The 18,505-nt window shown below is 70.7% G+C and carries 15 protein-coding genes and 1 pseudogene; 13 read left to right on the forward strand and 3 right to left on the reverse strand.

What is annotated here, in order from left to right; genetic code table 11:
* The first annotated feature begins 12 nt into the window (after positions 1-12).
* Positions 13-1,209: an acyl-CoA dehydrogenase family protein gene (locus OH768_RS40730; RefSeq protein WP_406461401.1), complete on the forward strand. Its 1,197-nt coding sequence runs from the start codon at positions 13-15 to the stop codon at positions 1,207-1,209.
* A 51-nt stretch (positions 1,210-1,260) separates the two neighbouring features.
* On the opposite strand, the gene OH768_RS40735 is transcribed toward OH768_RS40730, so the two are convergent.
* Complete coding sequence (locus OH768_RS40735; protein WP_019074897.1) at positions 1,261-1,701, reverse strand: cell division protein SepF; 441 nt, start codon at positions 1,699-1,701, stop codon at positions 1,261-1,263.
* Between the two features lie 325 nt (positions 1,702-2,026).
* Here OH768_RS40735 and OH768_RS40740 point away from each other — a divergent pair, with 325 nt between their 5' ends.
* From OH768_RS40740 to OH768_RS40795, 12 genes and pseudogenes are all read left to right on the forward strand, one after another.
* On the forward strand, positions 2,027-3,205 hold the full coding sequence (locus OH768_RS40740; RefSeq protein WP_406465656.1) for a DUF5685 family protein: 1,179 nt from the start codon (positions 2,027-2,029) through the stop codon (positions 3,203-3,205).
* Positions 3,206-3,410: 205 nt separating this feature from the next.
* On the forward strand, positions 3,411-5,642 hold the full coding sequence (locus tag OH768_RS40745) for a nitrate- and nitrite sensing domain-containing protein (RefSeq protein WP_406461403.1): 2,232 nt from the start codon (positions 3,411-3,413) through the stop codon (positions 5,640-5,642).
* Entirely contained in the window at positions 5,639-6,067 is a 429-nt protein-coding gene (locus tag OH768_RS40750) for a roadblock/LC7 domain-containing protein (protein WP_406461404.1), read from the forward strand. The genes OH768_RS40745 and OH768_RS40750 overlap by 4 nt, the downstream gene beginning before the upstream one ends.
* Positions 6,064-6,420 (forward strand): DUF742 domain-containing protein, encoded by a 357-nt coding sequence (locus OH768_RS40755; RefSeq protein WP_329246806.1) that lies wholly within the window; start codon positions 6,064-6,066, stop codon positions 6,418-6,420. The genes OH768_RS40750 and OH768_RS40755 overlap by 4 nt, the downstream gene beginning before the upstream one ends.
* Positions 6,404-7,003 (forward strand): GTP-binding protein, encoded by a 600-nt coding sequence (locus OH768_RS40760; protein ID WP_406461406.1) that lies wholly within the window; start codon positions 6,404-6,406, stop codon positions 7,001-7,003. Before OH768_RS40755 ends, OH768_RS40760 begins: the two co-directional genes overlap by 17 nt.
* Positions 7,004-7,498: 495 nt before the next feature.
* Positions 7,499-9,280: an FAD/NAD(P)-binding protein gene (locus OH768_RS40765; protein ID WP_406461407.1), complete on the forward strand. Its 1,782-nt coding sequence runs from the start codon at positions 7,499-7,501 to the stop codon at positions 9,278-9,280.
* A gap of 145 nt (positions 9,281-9,425) precedes the next feature.
* On the forward strand, positions 9,426-10,502 hold the full coding sequence (locus OH768_RS40770) for an LLM class flavin-dependent oxidoreductase (RefSeq protein WP_406461408.1): 1,077 nt from the start codon (positions 9,426-9,428) through the stop codon (positions 10,500-10,502).
* Positions 10,499-11,839 (forward strand): NtaA/DmoA family FMN-dependent monooxygenase, encoded by a 1,341-nt coding sequence (locus tag OH768_RS40775; RefSeq protein ID WP_406461409.1) that lies wholly within the window; start codon positions 10,499-10,501, stop codon positions 11,837-11,839. The genes OH768_RS40770 and OH768_RS40775 overlap by 4 nt, the downstream gene beginning before the upstream one ends.
* Positions 11,840-11,844: 5 nt before the next feature.
* A pseudogene (locus tag OH768_RS40780) lies at positions 11,845-12,623 on the forward strand (DUF1684 domain-containing protein).
* A 252-nt stretch (positions 12,624-12,875) separates the two neighbouring features.
* The gene (locus OH768_RS40785) at positions 12,876-13,775 is read left to right on the forward strand and encodes a S1 family peptidase (protein ID WP_406461411.1); all 900 of its coding nucleotides are present in this window, start codon (positions 12,876-12,878) and stop codon (positions 13,773-13,775) included.
* A 158-nt stretch (positions 13,776-13,933) separates the two neighbouring features.
* On the forward strand, positions 13,934-14,836 hold the full coding sequence (locus OH768_RS40790) for a slipin family protein (protein ID WP_406465658.1): 903 nt from the start codon (positions 13,934-13,936) through the stop codon (positions 14,834-14,836).
* Between the two features lie 230 nt (positions 14,837-15,066).
* Positions 15,067-16,149, forward strand: coding sequence for a S1 family peptidase (locus OH768_RS40795; RefSeq protein ID WP_406461413.1), 1,083 nt, complete (start codon positions 15,067-15,069; stop codon positions 16,147-16,149).
* Between the two features lie 72 nt (positions 16,150-16,221).
* Here OH768_RS40795 and OH768_RS40800 read toward each other — a convergent pair whose 3' ends face one another.
* Positions 16,222-17,421 carry an AAA family ATPase gene (locus OH768_RS40800; RefSeq protein WP_406461414.1) on the reverse strand — a complete coding sequence of 400 codons (1,200 nt, stop codon included), beginning with the start codon at positions 17,419-17,421 and terminating at the stop codon, positions 16,222-16,224.
* Positions 17,418-18,488: a DUF3533 domain-containing protein gene (locus tag OH768_RS40805; RefSeq protein WP_406461416.1), complete on the reverse strand. Its 1,071-nt coding sequence runs from the start codon at positions 18,486-18,488 to the stop codon at positions 17,418-17,420. Before OH768_RS40805 ends, OH768_RS40800 begins: the two co-directional genes overlap by 4 nt.
* Between the last annotated feature and the right edge of the window lie 17 nt (positions 18,489-18,505).

An 18,505-nucleotide genomic window follows, 5' to 3' on the forward strand; every position in this document is an offset into this window, starting at 1 on the left:
CGGAGGCTGTGCATGGCTGCGTCCTCGTCCTCGAAGTTGCCCCCCTTCGACCCCGCCGACCCCCTCGGCATCGACGACCTGCTCGACCCCGAGGACCTGGCGATCCGCGACACCGTTCGCGCATGGGCCGCCGACAAGGTGCTGCCGTACGTCGCCGAGTGGTACGAGAAGGGCGAGTTGCCCGGGATCCGGGAGCTCGCGCGGGAGTTGGGCGGTATCGGGGCGCTCGGGATGTCGCTCGACGGGTACGGGTGTGCCGGTGCCTCCGCAGTGCAATACGGGCTCGCCTGCCTGGAGTTGGAGGCGGCCGACTCGGGGATCCGGTCGCTCGTGTCGGTGCAGGGATCGCTCGCCATGTACGCCATCCACCGCTTCGGTAGCGAGGAGCAGAAGCAGGCCTGGCTGCTGCGCATGGCCTCCGGTGAGGTCATCGGCTGCTTCGGGCTGACCGAGCCCGACCACGGCTCCGACCCGGGCGCGATGCGGACGTACGCCAAGCGCGACGGCGTCGACTGGGTGCTCAACGGGCGGAAGATGTGGATCACCAACGGGTCGGTGGCCGGGGTCGCCGTCGTGTGGGCGCAGACCGACGACGGCATCCGCGGGTTCGTCGTGCCCACCGACAGCGCAGGCTTCTCCGCGCCCGAGATCAAGCACAAGTGGTCGCTGCGTGCGTCCGTCACCAGTGAACTCGTCCTCGACGACGTACGGTTGCCGGCCGACGCCGTGCTGCCGGCGGTCGTCGGGCTGAAGGGGCCGCTGAGCTGTCTGTCGCACGCTCGTTACGGAATCGTGTGGGGTGCGATGGGCGCGGCGCGCGCTTCCTTCGAGTCCGCCGTCGAATACGCGAAGACCCGGGAGCAGTTCGGGCGGCCCATCGGCGGCTTCCAGCTCACCCAGGCCAAGCTCGCCGACATGGCGGTCGAACTGCACAAGGGGATTCTGCTCGCCCATCACCTGGGGCGGCGCATGGACGCCGGGCGCCTGCGTCCCGAGCAGGTCAGCTTCGGCAAGCTCAACAACGTACGGGAGGCCATCGAGATCTGCCGTACGGCACGGACCATCCTCGGTGCCAACGGGATCTCGCTGGAGTACCCCGTGATGCGGCACGCGACGAACCTGGAGTCGGTGCTCACCTACGAGGGCACCGTCGAGATGCACCAGCTCGTGCTGGGCAAGGCGCTCACCGGGCTCGACGCCTTCCGGTAGGAAGGCCCCTGTTCAACCCTGCGGGAGGCAGGGCCGGTAAGCGGCCCTGCCTCAGCTCTGGTTGAAGAAGCCGTCCTCGCGGCGCGCGACCGGGTCGCCGCTGACGATCTCGGTGTTGGCGGGGGTCAGCAGGAAGACACGGTTCGCGACCCGCTCGATCGTGCCGCGCAGGCCGAAGGTCAGGCCGGCCGCGAAGTCGACCACGCGCTTGGCGTCGGTCGCCTCCATCGCCGTGAGGTTCACGATCACCGGAACCCCTTCCCGGAACAGCTCACCGATGGCGCGGGCGTCCCGGAAGCTGTCCGGGGTGACCGTGCCGATGCGCCGGCCCTTCACCTCGGCGACGTCCGAGGCCACCTTCACTCGCGGGTCCGTCACCCAGGCATCCCCGGGCTGCTCGGTCCCTTCGGAGTAGTCGTCGTCGTAGTAGCGCTCGTCATCGTTGTCGTCAACGAGCCCAAGCCAGGCACTCGCCTTGCGTACCGATCCCATGGACGCCTCCTCTCACAGCGGTCTTTATTGCTATCCGCATCCCTATGGTCATCCATGATGCGGATCGCGCGCCAAGTGGATAGACGCCGCGCGGGGGGTTTGTGACGCTACTGGTGCACAGCCAATACGTCGAGAGCCCCCGTGTATCAAGGGTGTTGCCGCATACGGCTGCTGACTGAGAGTGAAATATGATTCTTCCCGGCGTCCGGGTGATGGCTGGTGCGTACGGGTGAACAGATGGTCGATACGATGCGGCCGCTCGGCGACCCTCCGGGGGTCGTAGCGAACGCCACGTCAGATGTCGTACACGCCACGGGGGATCGTCGTGTTCGGAATGGTCAGGCCCTGCAGTCATCGGCTCGGAGAGAGCCTCAAGGCCCAGTGGATGGCGCACTTGTGCGGGTTGTGTCTCGCGCTGCGTGGAGACCACGGGCAGCTCGCGCGCGTTGTCACCAACTACGACGGGCTGCTGCTCTCGGTCCTGACGGAGGCTCAGGTCGAGCGGGAGGACGGTGGCCGGCGGCGTACGGCCGGGCCCTGTCCGCTGCGCGGGATGCGGACCGCGTCCGTCGCACAGGGCGAGGGGGCGCGCCTCGCGGCGGCCGTCTCGCTCGTGCTCGCCTCCGCCAAGGTGCGTGACCATGTCGCCGACGGGGACGGGCTGCTGGCCCGCCGGCCGGTGGCGCTGGCCGCGCGGCGCGTCGCCGGGAGCTGGGGGCGGGCCGGGGCGCGGACCGGTTCCGACATCGGGTTCGACGCGGCCGTCCTGGTCGACGCCGTGGACCGGCAGTTCGGCATCGAGGCCCTCGCCGGGCCCGGCACACCGATCCTGACCGTCACCGAACCGACCGAGACGGCCACCGCGGCCGCCTTCGCCCACACCGCGCTCCTGGCCGGACGCCCCGGCAACGCCGTACCGCTGGCCGAGGCCGGGCGCCTCTTCGGCCGGCTCGCGCATCTGCTGGACGCCGTGGAGGACAGGGAGTCCGACGCGGCGTCGGGTGCCTGGAACCCCCTCACCGCGACCGGCACCCCGCTCACCGAGGCCCGGCGACTGGCCGACGACGCGCTGCACGGGATACGGCTCGCGCTGCGGGAGACCGAGTTCACGGACGGCAAGTTGGCGCATCTGCTGCTCGCGCACGAACTCGGGCGCTCGGTGGACCGGGCCTTCGGGACACAGTCGTGCGGGCATGGACCCGAGGCGGCGTTCGGGCCGCCGCAGACTCCCTACCTGCCGGGAGATTCGCGCCACGACGGCAATCCCTACGGCGGCAACCCCTTCGGCGGTGAGCCCCCGCGGCCCGACAAGCGCGGTTTCTGGGCCGGGTGCGCCGCCGCGCTCGGGCTGTGCTGCACCTGCAAGGTGTGCTGTGCCGACGAGTTCGAGGGGCCGTGGTCGCGGCGGCGGCGCGAGGGGTGCTGCTCCAACTGCGACTGCGACTGCTGCGACGCCTGCGAATGCTGCGAGTGCTGTGAATGTCTTTCGTGCTGCGACTGCTGACCGTGACGGGCAGTCACCATCGTTGTATACGACTGCCTCGCGGGCCATTGTCGAACTGCGAGGCCGGACGGCCCGTGTTTCGGTGCGGTAAAACAAAAACATGATCCGGTGACCGGTGTGCCGTGAGGGTCGTTGGGCGGGAGCAGAACCATTTCTGCCTCAGGTTCGACTCTTGATCAACTCGCCACCCACTTAAGGCACTTCAGTGGACGTCACAACAAAAGCGACCACCAGCATCCGCGCCAGGCTGCTGAGGATTCTGATCCTCGCCCTCGCGGTTCTGCTCGCCCTGCTCGGCATCGCGGCCACCGAGCAGATCTCCGCCTACCGCAACGCCTCCGCGACCGCCGACAACGCCCGCCTGGAGATCACCCTCCAGGGACTCGTGCACGAACTGCAGAAGGAGCGCGGGCTCACCACCGGATACGTGGGCGGCGTCCAGCAGTTCAGCGCCAAGCTGCCCGCGCAGCGCAAGGCGACCGATGCTGCGCGCCAGCAGCTGGACGTGGCACTGAAGGGGCGCGAGGACTCGGCCGCCGGTTCCGTGCGCGAGTCCCTCGGCCGGCTCGACGGCCTGGCCGGAATCCGCAAGGACGCCGACGACGGCACCGGCGTGGTGAAGGACACCTTCGACTACTTCACCACCACCATCACCGTCCTCGACCGGCTCGACCTCGGCCTCGAAGACGTCCACGACGCCACCCTGCGCGACGCCTACCAGGCGCTCCAAGTCCTCGGCAACGCCAAGGAGTTCACCGGCGAGGAGCGGGCTATCGTGCTCGGCTCGGTACGCGCCGGGAAGTTCCGCGGCGACGACTACGGCCGGTTCATGGAGATCCGTGCCGGACGCCTCGCCGCGCTCGACGCCTTCCCGCGGTCGGCCACCGCCGTGCAGGAACGGCGGCTGGACACCGCCCTGACCACGCCCGACGCCGAGCGCGCGCTGTCGTACGAGAGCAAGGCGGTGCACGGCACCGGGAAGCTGAAGTCGAGCGCCATTCCGCCCATGGCCTGGTGGGATTCGATGACCTCCACCATCAACGGGCTGCGTGACGTACAGATCAGCCTCGGTACCGATGTCGAGAACCGGGCCGCGCAGCTGGAGAGTTCGGCCCAGCGCGACCTGCTGCTGTTCCTGCTGCTCGCGCTCGGCACGGTCGCCGCGCTCGGTGCGCTGGCCCTCGACTGTGTCCGGTCCGTCTCCTCGCCGCTGGTCGAACTCGCCCAGCAGGCAAGGGAGGTGGCCGGGAGCCGACTGCCGCAGGCCGTGGCCGCCGTACAGGACGGCTCGTCCGGGGCGGCGCCGCAGCCGCCCGCCCGGCTGGTCGTCGCCGACCGGGCCGGGGCCGAAGTCCGGGAGGTGGCCGAGGCGTTCGACCGGGTGCAGCGGTCCGCCTTCGATCTCGCCACCGAGCAGGCCGTGTTGCGGCGCAACGCCACCGACTCGCTGGTGAGCCTGGGCCGTCGCAACCAGAACCTGGTGCGCCGTCAGATCAGCTTCATCAACAAGCTGGAGCACGAGGACGCCGACCCCGCGACCCTCGCCAACCTCTTCGAACTCGACCACCTGGCCACCCGTATGCGCCGCAACGCCGAAAGCCTCCTCGTGCTCGCCGGAGAGTCCAGCCCCCGCCCCTGGTCCACCCCGCTGGCCGTCAACGACGTGCTGCGCGCCGCGCTGTCCGAGGTCGAGGAGTACCGCCGGGTCACCCTGCGGCGGATCGAGCCCGCGTTCGTCACCGGCTCCGTCGTCGTCGAAATCGCCCACCTGCTGGCCGAGTTGGTGGAGAACGCGCTGAGCTTCTCGCCGCCGGACTCCGACGTGGAGATCGAGGGACGGCGCACCAGCGCCGGCTATCTGATCGCGATCGTCGACCACGGCCTCGGCATGGACAACCAGGCCCTCGCCGAGGCCAACGTACGGCTCTCCGGAACCGCCAGCTTCATGGCCGAACCCACCCGGTTCCTGGGCCACTTCGTGGTCGGCGCGCTCGCCCGCAAGTGCGGTATCGAGGTACGGCTCGGCGAGGCGCCGGCGGCCGGTGTGGTCGCCCGGGTGCTGATCCCCGCGGCGCTGCTGACGGAGAAGGCGGTCGAGGCGAAGCCCTCGGTCCCGGCACCGAGGAAGGCGGAGACGGACATGGAGCCGAAGCCCGAACCGGCGGTCGCCCCGGTGGCCGCCAAGGGCGGTTCGTCCGCCGCACGCACCCGCAACGGCCTGGTCAAGCGGCCGCAGCGCAGTGGTATCGCGGCAGCGGTGAGTGAGACCGACCGGACGGACCGCACCACCCCCACCGCACCGCCCAACCCGGAACGGACCCCCGAACAGGTCTCCGGGATGCTCTCCACCCTGCGCAGCGCCCACATGCGGGGCGGGATCAGCGTCGAGAAGGAGAAGCAGCAGAACGCCGAGACGAACGAGGGTGCCGCCAAGTGACCACCGTCGACACCCAGCACGACTCGCAGACCTTCAACTGGCTGCTCGCCAACTTCGTCAAGAGCACCGACGGCGTACGGGACGCGGTCGCCGTCTCCTCCGACGGGCTGCTGATCGCCGTGTCGGACGGGCTCGGGCGGACCGAGGCCGACCATCTCGCCGCGATCGTCTCGGGGTTGAGCAGCCTGGCCCGCAGCGCGTCCAAGCGATACAGCTTCGACGGGGTCAAGCTGATCATGATCGAGATGGGCCGGGGTTTCCTGCTCGTCTCGGCGATCCGGGACGGCAGCTGTCTCGGCGTCCTCGCCGACAGCAGCGGTGAACTGGGCCTCGTCGGCTACGAGATGGCGGTGCTCGCGGAGCGGGCGGGTGATCTGCTCAACCCGACGCTCATCGCCGATCTGCGGCAGGCGTTGCCACGGTGAACGGTGAACAGCCCAGGGACGTAGAACCTGACGAGGACGCGACGTTCGTCCGGCCGTTCATCATCACCGGCGGCCGGTCCGAGCCCCTCCAGGCCGATCTGCGGCTGGAGACGCTGGTCGTCGCCGTCGGCGTGCCGGATCCGTCGCTCGCTTTCGAGCGGCGCCACATCGTCGCGGTGTGCGAGCGGCCGACGACCGTCGCCGAGGTGGCGCACCGGGTCGGTGTGCCTCTTGGAGTGGCGAAGGTGCTGATCTCCGACCTCGTCGTCGCCGGGCAACTCGCCTGTCGGCAACCCGCGGAGCTGCCGCTCCAGATGCTCGAAAGGATCAGGGACCATGTCCGGGCGCTCTGACAAGATCGTGCCGCTGGCCGTGAAGATCGTGGTCAGCGGCGGCCTCGGGGTCGGCAAGACCACGTTCATCGGGGCCATTTCGGAGATCGAACCCCTCGACACCGAGGCGGCGATCACCCAAGTCTCGGTGGGTGTCGACTCGTTGGTGGGCGTCGAGGCGAAGACCACCACGACCGTCGCTCTCGACTTCGGACGGATCACGCTCGATCCGACGATGACGCTGTATCTGTTCGGGACGCCCGGACAGGACCGGTTCTCGTTCCTCTGGGACGACCTGGTGGAGGGCGCGCTCGGCACGGTGGTCCTCGTGGACACCCGGCGGATCGAGGACTGCTTCCCGGCAGTCGACTACTTCGAGTCGCAGGGCGCGCCCTTCGTCCTCGCCGTGAACCGCTTCGACGGCGCCGACCGGTTCGACGTGGAGGAGGTCCGGGAGGCGCTCGGGCTGAGCGCGGACGTGCCCGTGCTGGAGTGCGACGCGCGGAACCGGGACTCCGTACGGGATGTGCTCGGTGCGCTGATGGACCGGGTGATCGGGGTCCGGGCGACACCACGACGGCGTACGGCCGCGCTGACGCGGTAGTGGGGGGCGGCAAGGGGGTCGGTCCGATGACCGGCCCCCTGCGCTTCGTGGAGCAGGAGTGAGCAGAACCCGAGGGGAAGGGTGTGTGAAGGCGAAGCGGGGGAGAACGTGAGAAGCGCCCGATCAGGCGGGAAACCCGGGGGATCAGGACGTGCAGGGGGTCAGCTCAACAGGAGGAGGACCACACTCGACCGAAGTCGATGTGGGAGCGCCTGACCAGCCACTGCTGTGGATGCATGGGGTAAGTGGAACAGGCATCCGGTTGGGCGTCAACCGACTTGAGACGTAGCGCTCACAGTATGGACAACCTTGACAGCAGGGGGAAACGGCGCCGTACTCTCGGTGGACGGCCCTGCTGAGGGGCTCGGCCGTACCGCGCCGCGCTGCGCCCCGTGTGAAGGCACCACCCGCGTTCGACCTACGCGTCACGGAGCCTCGCATGCCTTCCGCCACCCTCGTCAGAATCTCCGCACCGGACCTGCCGGAGCGCACCCGATGAAGCCGACGCTCGTGATCGTCGGAGCCGGGCCGCGGGGGACCGGTCTCATCGAGCGCATCGCCGCCAACGCGCCCGAGCTGTACGCCGGTTCGGGCGCAGAGGGTGCCGTGGGCGTCGATGGTTTCGACATCCACCTCGTCGACCCCCATCCGCCGGGCGCCGGACGCATCTGGCGCGCCGCCCAGTCGCCGCTGCTGTGGATGAACTCGCACGCCGAGGACGTCACCATGTTCACCGACGAGACGGTGGTCATGGACGGCCCGGTGCGCCCCGGCCCCACGCTGCACGAATGGGCGGACATCGAGGGCTCCACCTTCGCCGACCGGCAGCTCCAGGGCGCCTATCTGCGCTGGGTGCACGAGGAGGCCGTGGCCGCGCTGCCGCCGGGCGTCACCGTCCACCACCACCCGCGGCGCGCGCTGCGGGTGAGCGGCCCGCGCGAGGGACGTCAGCAGGTGTGGCTGGAGGGCCGCCCGCGCCCGCTCCTCGCCGACCTCGTCGTCCTCGCGATCGGCCACCTCGACGCCGAACTCGATGACGAGCAGCGCGAGTTGGCGGCCTACGCCCGCGCCCACGACCTGGTCCACCTGCCGCCCGACTTCACCGCCGACAGCGACCTGACCTCCCTCGCGCCCGGCGAGAGCGTCATCGTCCGTGGCTTCGGGCTCGCCTTCGTCGACCTGATGGTGCTGCTCACCGAGGGGCGTGGCGGACGTTACGACGGCGACACCTACGTCCCCTCGGGGCAGGAGCCGGTGCTGTACGTCGGCTCGCGGCGCGGGGTGCCGTACCACTCGAAGATCGGTTACGAGTGGACCGGTGAACGGCCGCCGCTGCCACGGTTCTTCGGGCCCGCCGAGGTGGACGTGCTGCTCGCACGGCCGGACGGCTTCGACTTCCGGCGGGATGTATGGCCGCTGGTCGAGAAGGAGTTGGGGTTCGCGCACTACCACCGGCTGTTCGGTGTGCACCCCGAGCGGACGGCGATCGCCTGGACCGACTTCGAGGAGAAGTACGCGGCCGGGGAGGCGGCGGAGCGCGAGGCGCTCGTGGCGTCCGCCGTGCCCGACCCCGCCGACCGGCTCGACCTCGCGGCGCTGGACCGTCCGCTGGACGGGGTGCGGTATCCGTCGCGGGAGGCGTTCCAGGAGGGCCTGCGGGCGTATGTCGAGGCCGATCTGAGGCGCAGTCACGATCCCGCCCACAGCCCGGACTTGGCGGTCTTCCTCGGACTGCTCTCCGTCTACGGGCAGTTGATCCGGCTCGGTGACATCGGGCCCTGGTGGCACGGCTTCTTCAGCTATCTCGCCTCCGGGCCGCCCGGCCCCCGGCTGCGCCAGCTGCTCGCGCTGTCCCGGGCCGGCGTCGTGCGGTTCGTCGGCGCGGACATGGCCGTGACCGCCGAGGACGGGGTGTTCCGGGCGTCCAGTCCGACCGTGCCGGGCGTCACCGTCGAGGCGCGGGCACTCGTCGAGGCGCGGCTGCCCGAGCCCACCGTCGGACGCGCCCTCGACCCGCTGCTGCGCGAACTGCACGCCGACGGAGCCGTGGAGACCCCGGAGGGGCTGCTGCGGGTGGACCGCACCGACGGCCGGATCCTCGACGCGGCCGGGCGCCCGCACCCCCGGCGCTTCGCGCTCGGCCCCTACACCGACGTACGGACCCCCGGCGCCTTCACCCGGCCGCGCACCGGCGGCCCCGCCTTCCGGCAGAACGACGCCACGGCGCGGGCCGTACTGGCGTTCTTTCGGGACCTCGCGTGTCGGGCCGCCGCCTAGGGGGTGTCGTCTGGATCGCCGCGGCCTGATCCGAGGCGATCCAAACGACACCCCCTGCCCCCGACCTTGTCGGTGAAGTCCCGGGCTTCATCGAGGACTTGGCCCTCTCCGAGGTGCTCCCGAACGACAGGAAGGCTTCCCTCCCATGACCTCCTCGCACGGCCGGGGCCTGCATCTGGCCGCCGCCGTCGACCAGCGGTCGGCCTATGACGCCGGCTCCTACGTCGAGTTGGCGCGGCTCGCCGAGAGCGGCGGCCTCGACTTCGTGACGCTCGACGACACCTTCGCGCGCCCCGGCCCCGACGCCCTCGCCGTCCTGTCCCGGGTCGCCCCGGCGACCGGCCGGATCGGCCTGGTGCCCACCGTGACCGTCACCCACACCGAGCCCTTCCACGTCCAGGCGGCGGTCGCGACCCTCGACTGGGTCAGCCGGGGCCGGGCCGGCTGGCGGATCGACGTGTCGACCACCGAGGGCGAGGCCCGGCTCTTCGGCCGCCGCCATGCCGCGCCCGCCGACGCGCTGTGGCAGGAGGCGGGCGAAGTCGCCGAGGTGGCCGCCGAGTTGTGGGACAGCTGGGAGGACGACGCCGAGATACGGGACACCGCCACCGGCCGCTTCGTCGACCGCGACAAGCTGCACTACGTCGACTTCCAGGGTACCGAGTTCTCCGTCAAGGGCCCCTCGATCGTGCCCAGGCCCCCGCAGGGCCACCCGGTCCGCGTGGTCGACGCCACCGAGGGCCAGGCCCGGCGGACGGCCGCCCGGTACGCCGATGTGGCCCTCGTCCGCGCGGCGAGTTCCGCGCAGGCCGGTGCCGTACGGGCCGAACTGCGGGCGTCCGCCGAGAAGTTCGGGCGCGATCCCGACACCCTGCGGGTCCTGGTGAGCCTGGTCGTCGACCTCGGCGACGGCGAGCACGCGGCCGAGCCGGGCCACGGCGGGGGCGGTCCCCGGCAGACCGCGCACGGCCCGCTGTACCGGGGCGGCCCGGTCGACCTCGCCGAACTGATCGCGGCCTGGCACGGCGACCGTACCGTCGACGGCTTCCACCTCACGCCCGTCGAACCCCGCCGCGACCTGGAACGGCTGGTCAACGGCACGGTGGCGCTGCTCCAACACCGGGGCCTGTTCCGTACGTTCTACCCGGGCAGCACGCTCCGCGAGCACCTGGGCCTGGCCCGGCCCGCCAACCGGTACGCCGCGACCGGGGGAGCGTCATGACCGTACGCCCGCGCAAGCAGATCCATCTGGCGGCGCATTTCCCCGGCGTCAACAGCACGACCGTGTGGGCCGATCCGCGGTCGAGGTCACAGATCGCCTTCTCGTCCTTCGAGCACCTCGCCCGTTCTGCCGAACGCGGCCTGTTCGACTTCTTCTTCCTCGCCGAGGGGCTGCGACTGCGCGAACACAAGGGCCGTATCCACGACTTGGACGTGGTGGGACGTCCGGAGTCCCTCACGGTCCTGAACGCGCTCGCCGCCGTCACCGAGCGGATCGGGCTGGCCGCCATGGTCAACGCGACCTTCAACGAGCCCTATGAACTCGCCCGCAGACTCGCCACGTTGGACCATCTCAGCGGCGGCCGGGCGGCCTGGAACGTGGTGACCTCCTCCGACGCCTTCACCGGCGAGAACTTCCGGCGCGGCGGCTATCTCGACCGTGCGGACCTCCCCCACTCTCGGCTGCGCTCGAGCGGGGGGACCCCCATCACGCGAGCGGCCGAATTCCTGGATGTGGCAAGGGAGTTGTGGGACTCCTGGACCCCGGACGGACTCTCCCGTCCCTTCGCCCACCGGGACCAACACTTCGACATCGCGGGCGAGTTCACCGTGCCGCGCTCACCCCAGGGGCACCCCGTCGTCATCCAGGCCGGGGGCTCGGGGGAGGGCCGGGAGTTCGCGGCGCGGGCGGCCGACGTCGTCTTCACCCGGCACGGCACGCTGGAGGACGGCCGCGCCTGCTACGCCGACGTGAAGGCACGCCTCGCCAAGTACGGCCGTAGCGCGGACGATCTCAAGATCATGCCCGGTGTCACCGTCGTCCTCGGCGACACGGCGGCCGAGGCGCAGGAGCGGGCCGCCGAGATCCGGCGACAGCAGGTCTCCCCGCAGAACGCGATCCTCGCCGTGGAGCAGATCTGGGGCACGGACCTCTCCTCCTACGACCCCGACGGACCGTTCCCCGACTTCGACCCGGAGCCGGACCCCTCGCTCACCCAGGGGTGGACCCGGCGGGGCGACAGCGTCGCGACGGCCGAGAAGTGGCGGGCGCTGTCACGGCAGAAGGGGCTGTCCATCCGGCAGACCGTGATCGAGGCGAGCGGCCGGCAGTCCTTCGTCGGCACCCCGGAGGCGGTCGCCGCCGAACTGGAGACATTCGTTCGGCAGGACGCAGCCGACGGCTTCATCCTCGTACCGCATCTCACGCCGGGCGGGCTCGACGAGTTCGTGGACCGGGTGGTGCCGCTGCTCCAGGAACGCGGCGCGTTCCGCACGGAATACCGGGACGCCACCCTGCGCTCACACCTCGGGCTCGCCGAGCCGGGAGACAAGGGGTGACGAGGATGCCGTCGGACGCGGTCGTCGAGTGGAAGCAGTGGCACGAGCACCGCGTCGAGTCGGTGTCCGCGCCCTACGGCCCGCTCGCACTGACCGGTACGCACTGGCTGGAGGACCATCCGGACGGGCGCCTTCCGGGCGTTCCCGGGGTGTGGCTCCTCGACGGTGACGCGGTCGTCCTCACCGCGCCGGCGGACGAACGGACAGGACTGACCCTCGACGGGGAACCCTTCACCGGCCCGGTCCGCCTCGGCGCCGACATCGGCCCGGTGGGCGCGGCCCGGGTCGGCCTCGGCGGGCGCCGGCTGGTCGTCCTGATCCGCGAGGGCAACTGGGGCGTGCGCGACTACGACCCCGACTCGGCCGCGCGCCGCGCGTTCCGGGGCATCGAGACCACGCCCTACGATCCGCGCTTCTCGGCGCCGGGGCGCTTCACGCCGTACGACACCTGGCGCGTCGACGCGGCGGACGGTGTCCGGCGCGGGCTCGGGCTCTCGGGTGAACTCGCCTTCCGGCTCGACGGGGCGGAGTGACGCTCCAGGTGGCGGTGCAGGACGACGGCAGGTTGTGGGCGGTGTTCGCCGACTCCACGAGCGGGGACAGCAGTTACCGGTTCCGCTTCCTGTATCCGGACGCGCCCGATGCCGAGGGGCGCACGACGGTCGACCTCAACCGCGCGGTGCTCCCGCCGTGCGCGTTCACCGACCATTTCATCCGCCCTTTCCCGCCGCCGGGGAATACGCTCGGCGTCGCGATCGAGGCGGGGGAGCGCACCCTTCGATAGACGGGGCATCGGCCCTGGTGGGCGGGGATGTGGCTGTCGGCGGCGGGGTGATCAACTCGCGTAGATCGTGGGCAAGTTGAAGGCTGCACGGCCGAAAGGCGCCCTTGCGCCCGTCGGTCACGCGGTCGAATACTCCCCCACAGCGCTTGTCAGGGGCACGGCGTGTTCGAAAACCGGACGCCCGCCCCCGACTGCGCCTCACGGGCCCCGACCCCACGCGGGCCCCCGAATTCCCCTAGGAGGGAACGAAACGTGAGGATCAAGCGCACCACCCCCCGCAGCGGAATCGCGAGACGGACCGGGCTGATCGCCGTGGCCACCGGATTCGTCGCCGCTGCAGCGTTCGCCGTCCCCACCGCGAACGCGAGCGAAGCCCAGACGTTCAGCGCGACCCAGCTCTCCGCGGCCAACTCGTCCGTGCTCAAGGCCGATGTCCCCGGCACCGCCTGGGCGGTCGACAGCAAGACGAACCGTGTCGTCGTCACCGTCGACAGCACGGTCTCCCAGGCCGAGATCGCGAAGATCAAGTCGCAGGCGGGCAGTACCGCGGGCGCGCTCACCATCAAGCACACGGCCGGCCAGTTCAAGAGGCTGATCACCGGTGGCGACGCCATCTACGGCGGTGCCTACCGCTGCTCGCTCGGCTTCAACGTGCACAGCGGGAGCACGTACTACTTCCTGACCGCCGGCCACTGCGGTGAGGTCGCCTCCACCTGGTACTCCAACTCCGGGCACACCACGGTGCTGGGCACGAACGTCGGCTACAGCTTCCCGACCAACGACTTCGCGCTGGTCAGGTACACCAACACGGCGATCGCCCACCCGAGCGCGGTCGGCACGCAGACCATCTCCAGCGCGGCCACCCCGGCCGTGGGCACCACCGTCTACCGGCGTGGCTCCACCACCGGCACGCACAGCGGCCGGGTCACCGCCCTGAACGCCACCGTCAACTACGGCAGCGGCGACATCGTTTACCAGATGATCCAGACCACCGTCTGCGCCGAAGGCGGCGACAGTGGCGGTCCGCTGTACGGCGGCACCGTGGCCTACGGTCTGACCTCGGGCGGCAGCGGCGACTGCACCTCCGGCGGCACGACCTTCTTCCAGCCGGTCACCGAGGCGCTGAGCTACTACGGCGTGAGTGTCGGCTGACGTCCGCCTGATCTCTTCCGCTCCGGACTGCAGCCGGCAGCGGGTGAGCCCCCGTACGCAACTGGCGTGCGGGGGCTCGCTCTTGTGCGGAGCGCGGAGTTACCGTCGTGGTATCGGAGAAAGCACCTGATGCGCCACGTCGGACCCTGGGGGCCGTGATGGTCGAGGAGCTGGTGACGGCGGGAGTGACACTCGCGTCCGTCGGAGCGGTGTACGCGATGGCGGCGGCGAGGGTCGTCAAACAGTACGAGCGGGGCGTGGTGTTCCGGCTCGGCAGGCTCAGGCCCGAAGTGCGCGGGGCCGGCTTCACGATGGTCGTCCCGTTCGTGGACAAGCTCCGCAAGGTCAACATGCAGATCGTGACGATGCCCGTGCCCGCGCAGGAGGGCATCACGCGTGACAACGTCACCGTGCGCGTGGACGCGGTCGTCTACTTCAAAGTCGTCGATGCGGCCGACGCGTTGGTACAGGTCGAGGACTACCGGTTCGCCGTCTCGCAGATGGCCCAGACGTCCCTGCGCTCGATCATCGGCAAGAGCGACCTCGACGACCTCCTCTCCAACCGCGAAAAGCTCAACCAGGGGCTGGAGTTGATGATCGACAGCCCGTCCGTCGGGTGGGGTGTGCAGATCGACCGAGTGGAGATCAAGGACGTCTCCCTGCCCGAGACGATGAAACGCTCGATGGCCCGCCAGGCCGAGGCCGACCGCGAACGCCGGGCCCGGATCATCAACGCGGACGCCGAGTTGCAGGCCTCGAAGAAACTCGCCGAGGCCGCCGGGGTGATGTCCGAACAGCCCGCCGCACTCCAACTCCGCCTGCTGCAAACGGTGGTGGCGGTCGCGGCGGAGAAGAACTCGACGCTGGTGCTGCCCTTCCCGGTGGAGCTGCTGCGGTTCCTGGAGCGAGCCGCTCCGGCCGCGCCCGCAGCGCCCGCAGCGCCCGCAGCGCCCGTGACACCCGTTGCCCCTGTGGCGCCGCAACCGGTGCAGGAGCAACTCCCGCCCGCCGAGCCCCACTCGGATCCGGATCCTGGGGGGTCGATTTCCGGACAGGACTAGTCCTCACCGGTTGATGGCCGTTGCTCGCACGCGGTGTTTGCGGTGCGAACGGCCTGGGATGACCGTGGACATTCAAATTGAGGGGGCGTGCGGTCCCGTTACCCGCACGACCTGAAGTCGACCTTGTGCGCTCCCTGTGCGATTCGGAAGAGTAGGCGCTCGTCAACCTACCTTTCGGCCTGTCGGGCGCTCATGACCCGCCGGGCCGACCCCCCACAGGAGGACACGAGTTGAAGCACCGACGCATACCCAGGCGACGGGCGGCCGTGGCGGGCGCGGGCATAGCCGCACTGGTCGTCGCGGGAGTCACCTTGCAGAGTGCGAACGCCAGCGAGACATCGAAGCCGGCCGCACTCCGCACCCTCTCGGCCCCGGCGGCCGGAAAGCTCGCCTCGACGCTCGGCAAGGACCTCGGCGCCGACGCGGCCGGCACGTTCTACGACGCGAAGACCAAGAGCCTCGTGGTCAACGTGCTCGACCGGGCCGCCGCCGACACCGTCGAGGCGGCCGGCGCCAAGGCGAGAATCGTCGAGCACTCCCTCGCCGAGCTGACGAGCGCCCGTACGACCCTCAAGCAGGACGCCACCATCCCCGGCACCTCATGGGCGACCGACCCCACCACCAACAAGGTTGTCGTGACCGCCGACCGCACGGTCTCCGACACCGAGTGGGCCAAGCTCAGCAAGGTCGTCGACGGACTCGGCAGCAAGGCCGAACTCCAGCGCACCAAGGGGGAGTTCAAGCCCTTCATCGCTGGTGGCGACGCCATCTCCGGCTCAGGCGGGCGCTGTTCGCTCGGCTTCAACGTGGTCAAGGGCGGCGCGCCTTACTTCATCACCGCCGGGCACTGCACCGAGGCCATCTCCACCTGGTCCGACTCCAGTGGCAACGTGATCGGCCAGAACGAGCAGTCCAGCTTCCCGGACAACGACTTCGGCCTGGTCAAGTACACCTCGGACGTCGCCCACCCGAGCGCGGTCGACCTCTACAACGGCTCCTCGCAGGCCATCACCCATGCCGCCGACGCCACCGTCGGCGAGAAGGTGACCCGCAGCGGCTCGACGACCCAGGTGCACACCGGCACGGTCACCGGCCTGGACGCCACCGTGAACTACGGCAACGGCGACATCGTCAACGGCCTCATCCAGACCGACGTCTGCGCCGAGCCCGGCGACAGCGGCGGCTCCCTCTTCGACGGCGACGCGGCGATCGGCCTCACCTCGGGCGGCAGCGGTGACTGCACCTCGGGCGGCGAGACCTTCTTCCAGCCGGTCACCGAGGCGCTGTCGACGTTCGGCGCGCAGATCGGCTGATCTGTCGTACGAGGCCGTGAAGTCCCGTCCCCGCGCGCGAGGGGACGGGACTTCCGGGTCCGTACGGTCGGCTCAGCGCTTGGGCCAGTACCACAGCGGTTCGTCGAGCGGGCCCTCGCGACCCGCCACCGTCGTCTGCCCGAACTCCTTCACCAGCTCTATGGAGTTGACGTCGAGACGGTGACGTATCGCGCCCTTCTGCAGCGCGTCCGCGAGCGGTCTGGCGTGAGTGACCACGACGATCTGGGTGTCCTTGCCGGCGGTGAGGATCAGATCGGCGAGCGGCGGGATCAGGTCCGGGTGGAGACTCGTCTCCGGCTCGTTCAGCACGAGTAGCGATGGGGGCCGGGGTGTCAACAGCGCCGCCGCCCACAGGAGATAGCGCAGGGTGCCGTCCGACAGTTCGGCGGCGGTGAGCGGGCGCAGCAGCCCGTGCTGGCGCAGGGCGAGCCGGAAGCGTCCGCCGAGATCGGCGATGTGGACCTGGCTGCCGGGGAAGGCCGCGTCCACGGCCGCGTCCAGCGCCTCGCCGTCACCGACCTCGCGGATCGTCTGCAGGGCGGCGGCCAGATCGGAGCCGTCACCGCTGAGCACGGGCGTCCGGGTGCCGATCCGGTCGGCCCGGGCCGGCGCGTGCGCGTCGGTGCGGACATGGTCGTAGAACCGCCAGGACCTGATGAACTCCCGCACCGCCAGCACATCGGGTGCGTGCTGGGGGTCGGCCAGCTCGCCGAGCATGCTGTCGTACGGGCGCAGGGTGCCGTGTGCCCGGGACCAGCCGCCGCCCGCGCCGCGGAGTTTGACGGCGGCTCCCGCGCGGTCGGACAGGACCGAGGCCGGGCGCAGTACGGGGCCGCTCCAGATGCACTCGCGCTTGATCTCCGGGTCGAGGTTGAACATGGAGGGGCCGCTGCCCGCACCGGGGGCGGGGCTCGGATGCCCGAAGTCGACCGCGTACCCGAACTCGTCGCCCGCGAAGCCCAGTTGCAGACTGACCGGGCCCGAGCGGACCGTGCCCTGCACGGGATGTCTGCCCTCGCGCACCGCGCGGCCGATCTTCTCCGGGCCCGCCCACAGGACCGACGGCAGCCCGCCCTCCTGCGCCAGCGCGGCGACGGCGCCGCCGCGCGCGGACTCGGCGAGCAGGCGCAGCGCGCGGTACAGGCTCGACTTGCCCGTGCCGTTCGCCCCCGTGATCACGTTCAGTCCGGTCAGCGGGACGATCAGGCGGCGCAGGGAGCGGTAGTTCTCGACGGCGAGGGTGCTGATCATTCGTCCAGGGTTGCAGACGGGTCTGACAACGCCGGGCGATCGGGGGAGCGGCGCAGTGTCGCCGCCAGCAGGGTGACCAGGATCCCGGCGAGCGCCCACGCGGACAGCACCAGCAGCGGGCCGGTCACGGCGTTGCCCTCGAAGTAGGCGATCGAGCGCGCCACCCAGGTCCCGGCGCCCGGCGGCAGCGCGGGCCCGATCGCGTTCCAGAACGGCGGCAGCAGCGGCAGCGGGAAGGCACCGCCCGCGCTCGGGTTGCCCGCGATCACCACCAGCAGGATCGCCAGACCGATGCCCACGACCCCGAAGACCCCCTGCAGGGCGAGGGTCGCCGCCCCGACGGCGAAGGTGATCAGCGCGCCGAGCCCCCAGAACGCCGGCACGCTGCCGGGCAGCGCGCCCAGGATGGGCCCGACGATCACCGCGCCGCCGAGCCCGCCGACGATCGCGACCAGCGCCATCACGATCAGCCGGATCACCGCGCGGCGCGGGTTGGCGGGCCGGGCGCCGGTGCTGATCGCCAGGATCGAGGCGCACAGATAGCCGCCGACGCACCAGCCCACGACCAGGTAGAAGGACGACAGCCCGTCGAAGTCCTGGGCGGAGGCCGGGGCCACGTCCACCACCCTGACCGTGCGCTGCTCGGCCTTCTCCAGGGTGACGGTGATCGTCTCCAGAGTGGTGGCGAGGACCGTGCCGCCGCCGGTCGCGACCAGGAGCGTGTCCTTGATGCCGCGCGAGTCGATGACGAGAGCGCCGTCGATGTCCCGGTTCAGGATCTGCTTCCGCGCGCTCGCCGCGTCCGGCACCGCGCGCGGGTCCAGCGGCGAGCCGGGCAGCTGCTTCAGCCGGGCCACCGTCTGCTCGGCCGTGACCCCGGGAGCGACAACCCCGAAAGCCACATCCCTGGGCTTCGGGTTGTGGAGCGCGCCCACATAGGAGGCGATGAAAAGCAGCTGAAGGGCGACCACACCGATGACGAGGAGGGTGGCCCGCAGGCTGACCGCGTCCTTCACCTCACCGGGGAAGGACGTACGGGACGTACCGGCACCGGGGGGCTCTGTCATGTCCCCACGGTCTCGAT

It is taken from the genome of Streptomyces sp. NBC_01622, from assembly GCF_045209635.1.
Taxonomy (GTDB): domain Bacteria; phylum Actinomycetota; class Actinomycetes; order Streptomycetales; family Streptomycetaceae; genus Streptomyces.

Excerpts from the sequence above, each read along its gene's own strand:
- OH768_RS40735 (WP_019074897.1), bottom strand. The coding sequence starts at position 1,701 with ATGGGATCGGTACGCAAGGCGAGTGCCTGGCTTGGGCTCGTTGACGAC.
- OH768_RS40770 (WP_406461408.1), top strand. The coding sequence starts at position 9,426 with ATGACCTCCTCGCACGGCCGGGGCCTGCATCTGGCCGCCGCCGTCGAC.
- OH768_RS40775 (WP_406461409.1), top strand. The coding sequence starts at position 10,499 with ATGACCGTACGCCCGCGCAAGCAGATCCATCTGGCGGCGCATTTCCCC.
- OH768_RS40730 (WP_406461401.1), top strand. The coding sequence starts at position 13 with ATGGCTGCGTCCTCGTCCTCGAAGTTGCCCCCCTTCGACCCCGCCGAC.
- OH768_RS40765 (WP_406461407.1), top strand. The coding sequence starts at position 7,499 with ATGAAGCCGACGCTCGTGATCGTCGGAGCCGGGCCGCGGGGGACCGGT.
- OH768_RS40760 (WP_406461406.1), top strand. The coding sequence starts at position 6,404 with ATGTCCGGGCGCTCTGACAAGATCGTGCCGCTGGCCGTGAAGATCGTG.
- OH768_RS40790 (WP_406465658.1), top strand. The coding sequence starts at position 13,934 with ATGGTCGAGGAGCTGGTGACGGCGGGAGTGACACTCGCGTCCGTCGGA.
- OH768_RS40805 (WP_406461416.1), bottom strand. The coding sequence starts at position 18,488 with ATGACAGAGCCCCCCGGTGCCGGTACGTCCCGTACGTCCTTCCCCGGT.
- OH768_RS40800 (WP_406461414.1), bottom strand. The coding sequence starts at position 17,421 with ATGATCAGCACCCTCGCCGTCGAGAACTACCGCTCCCTGCGCCGCCTG.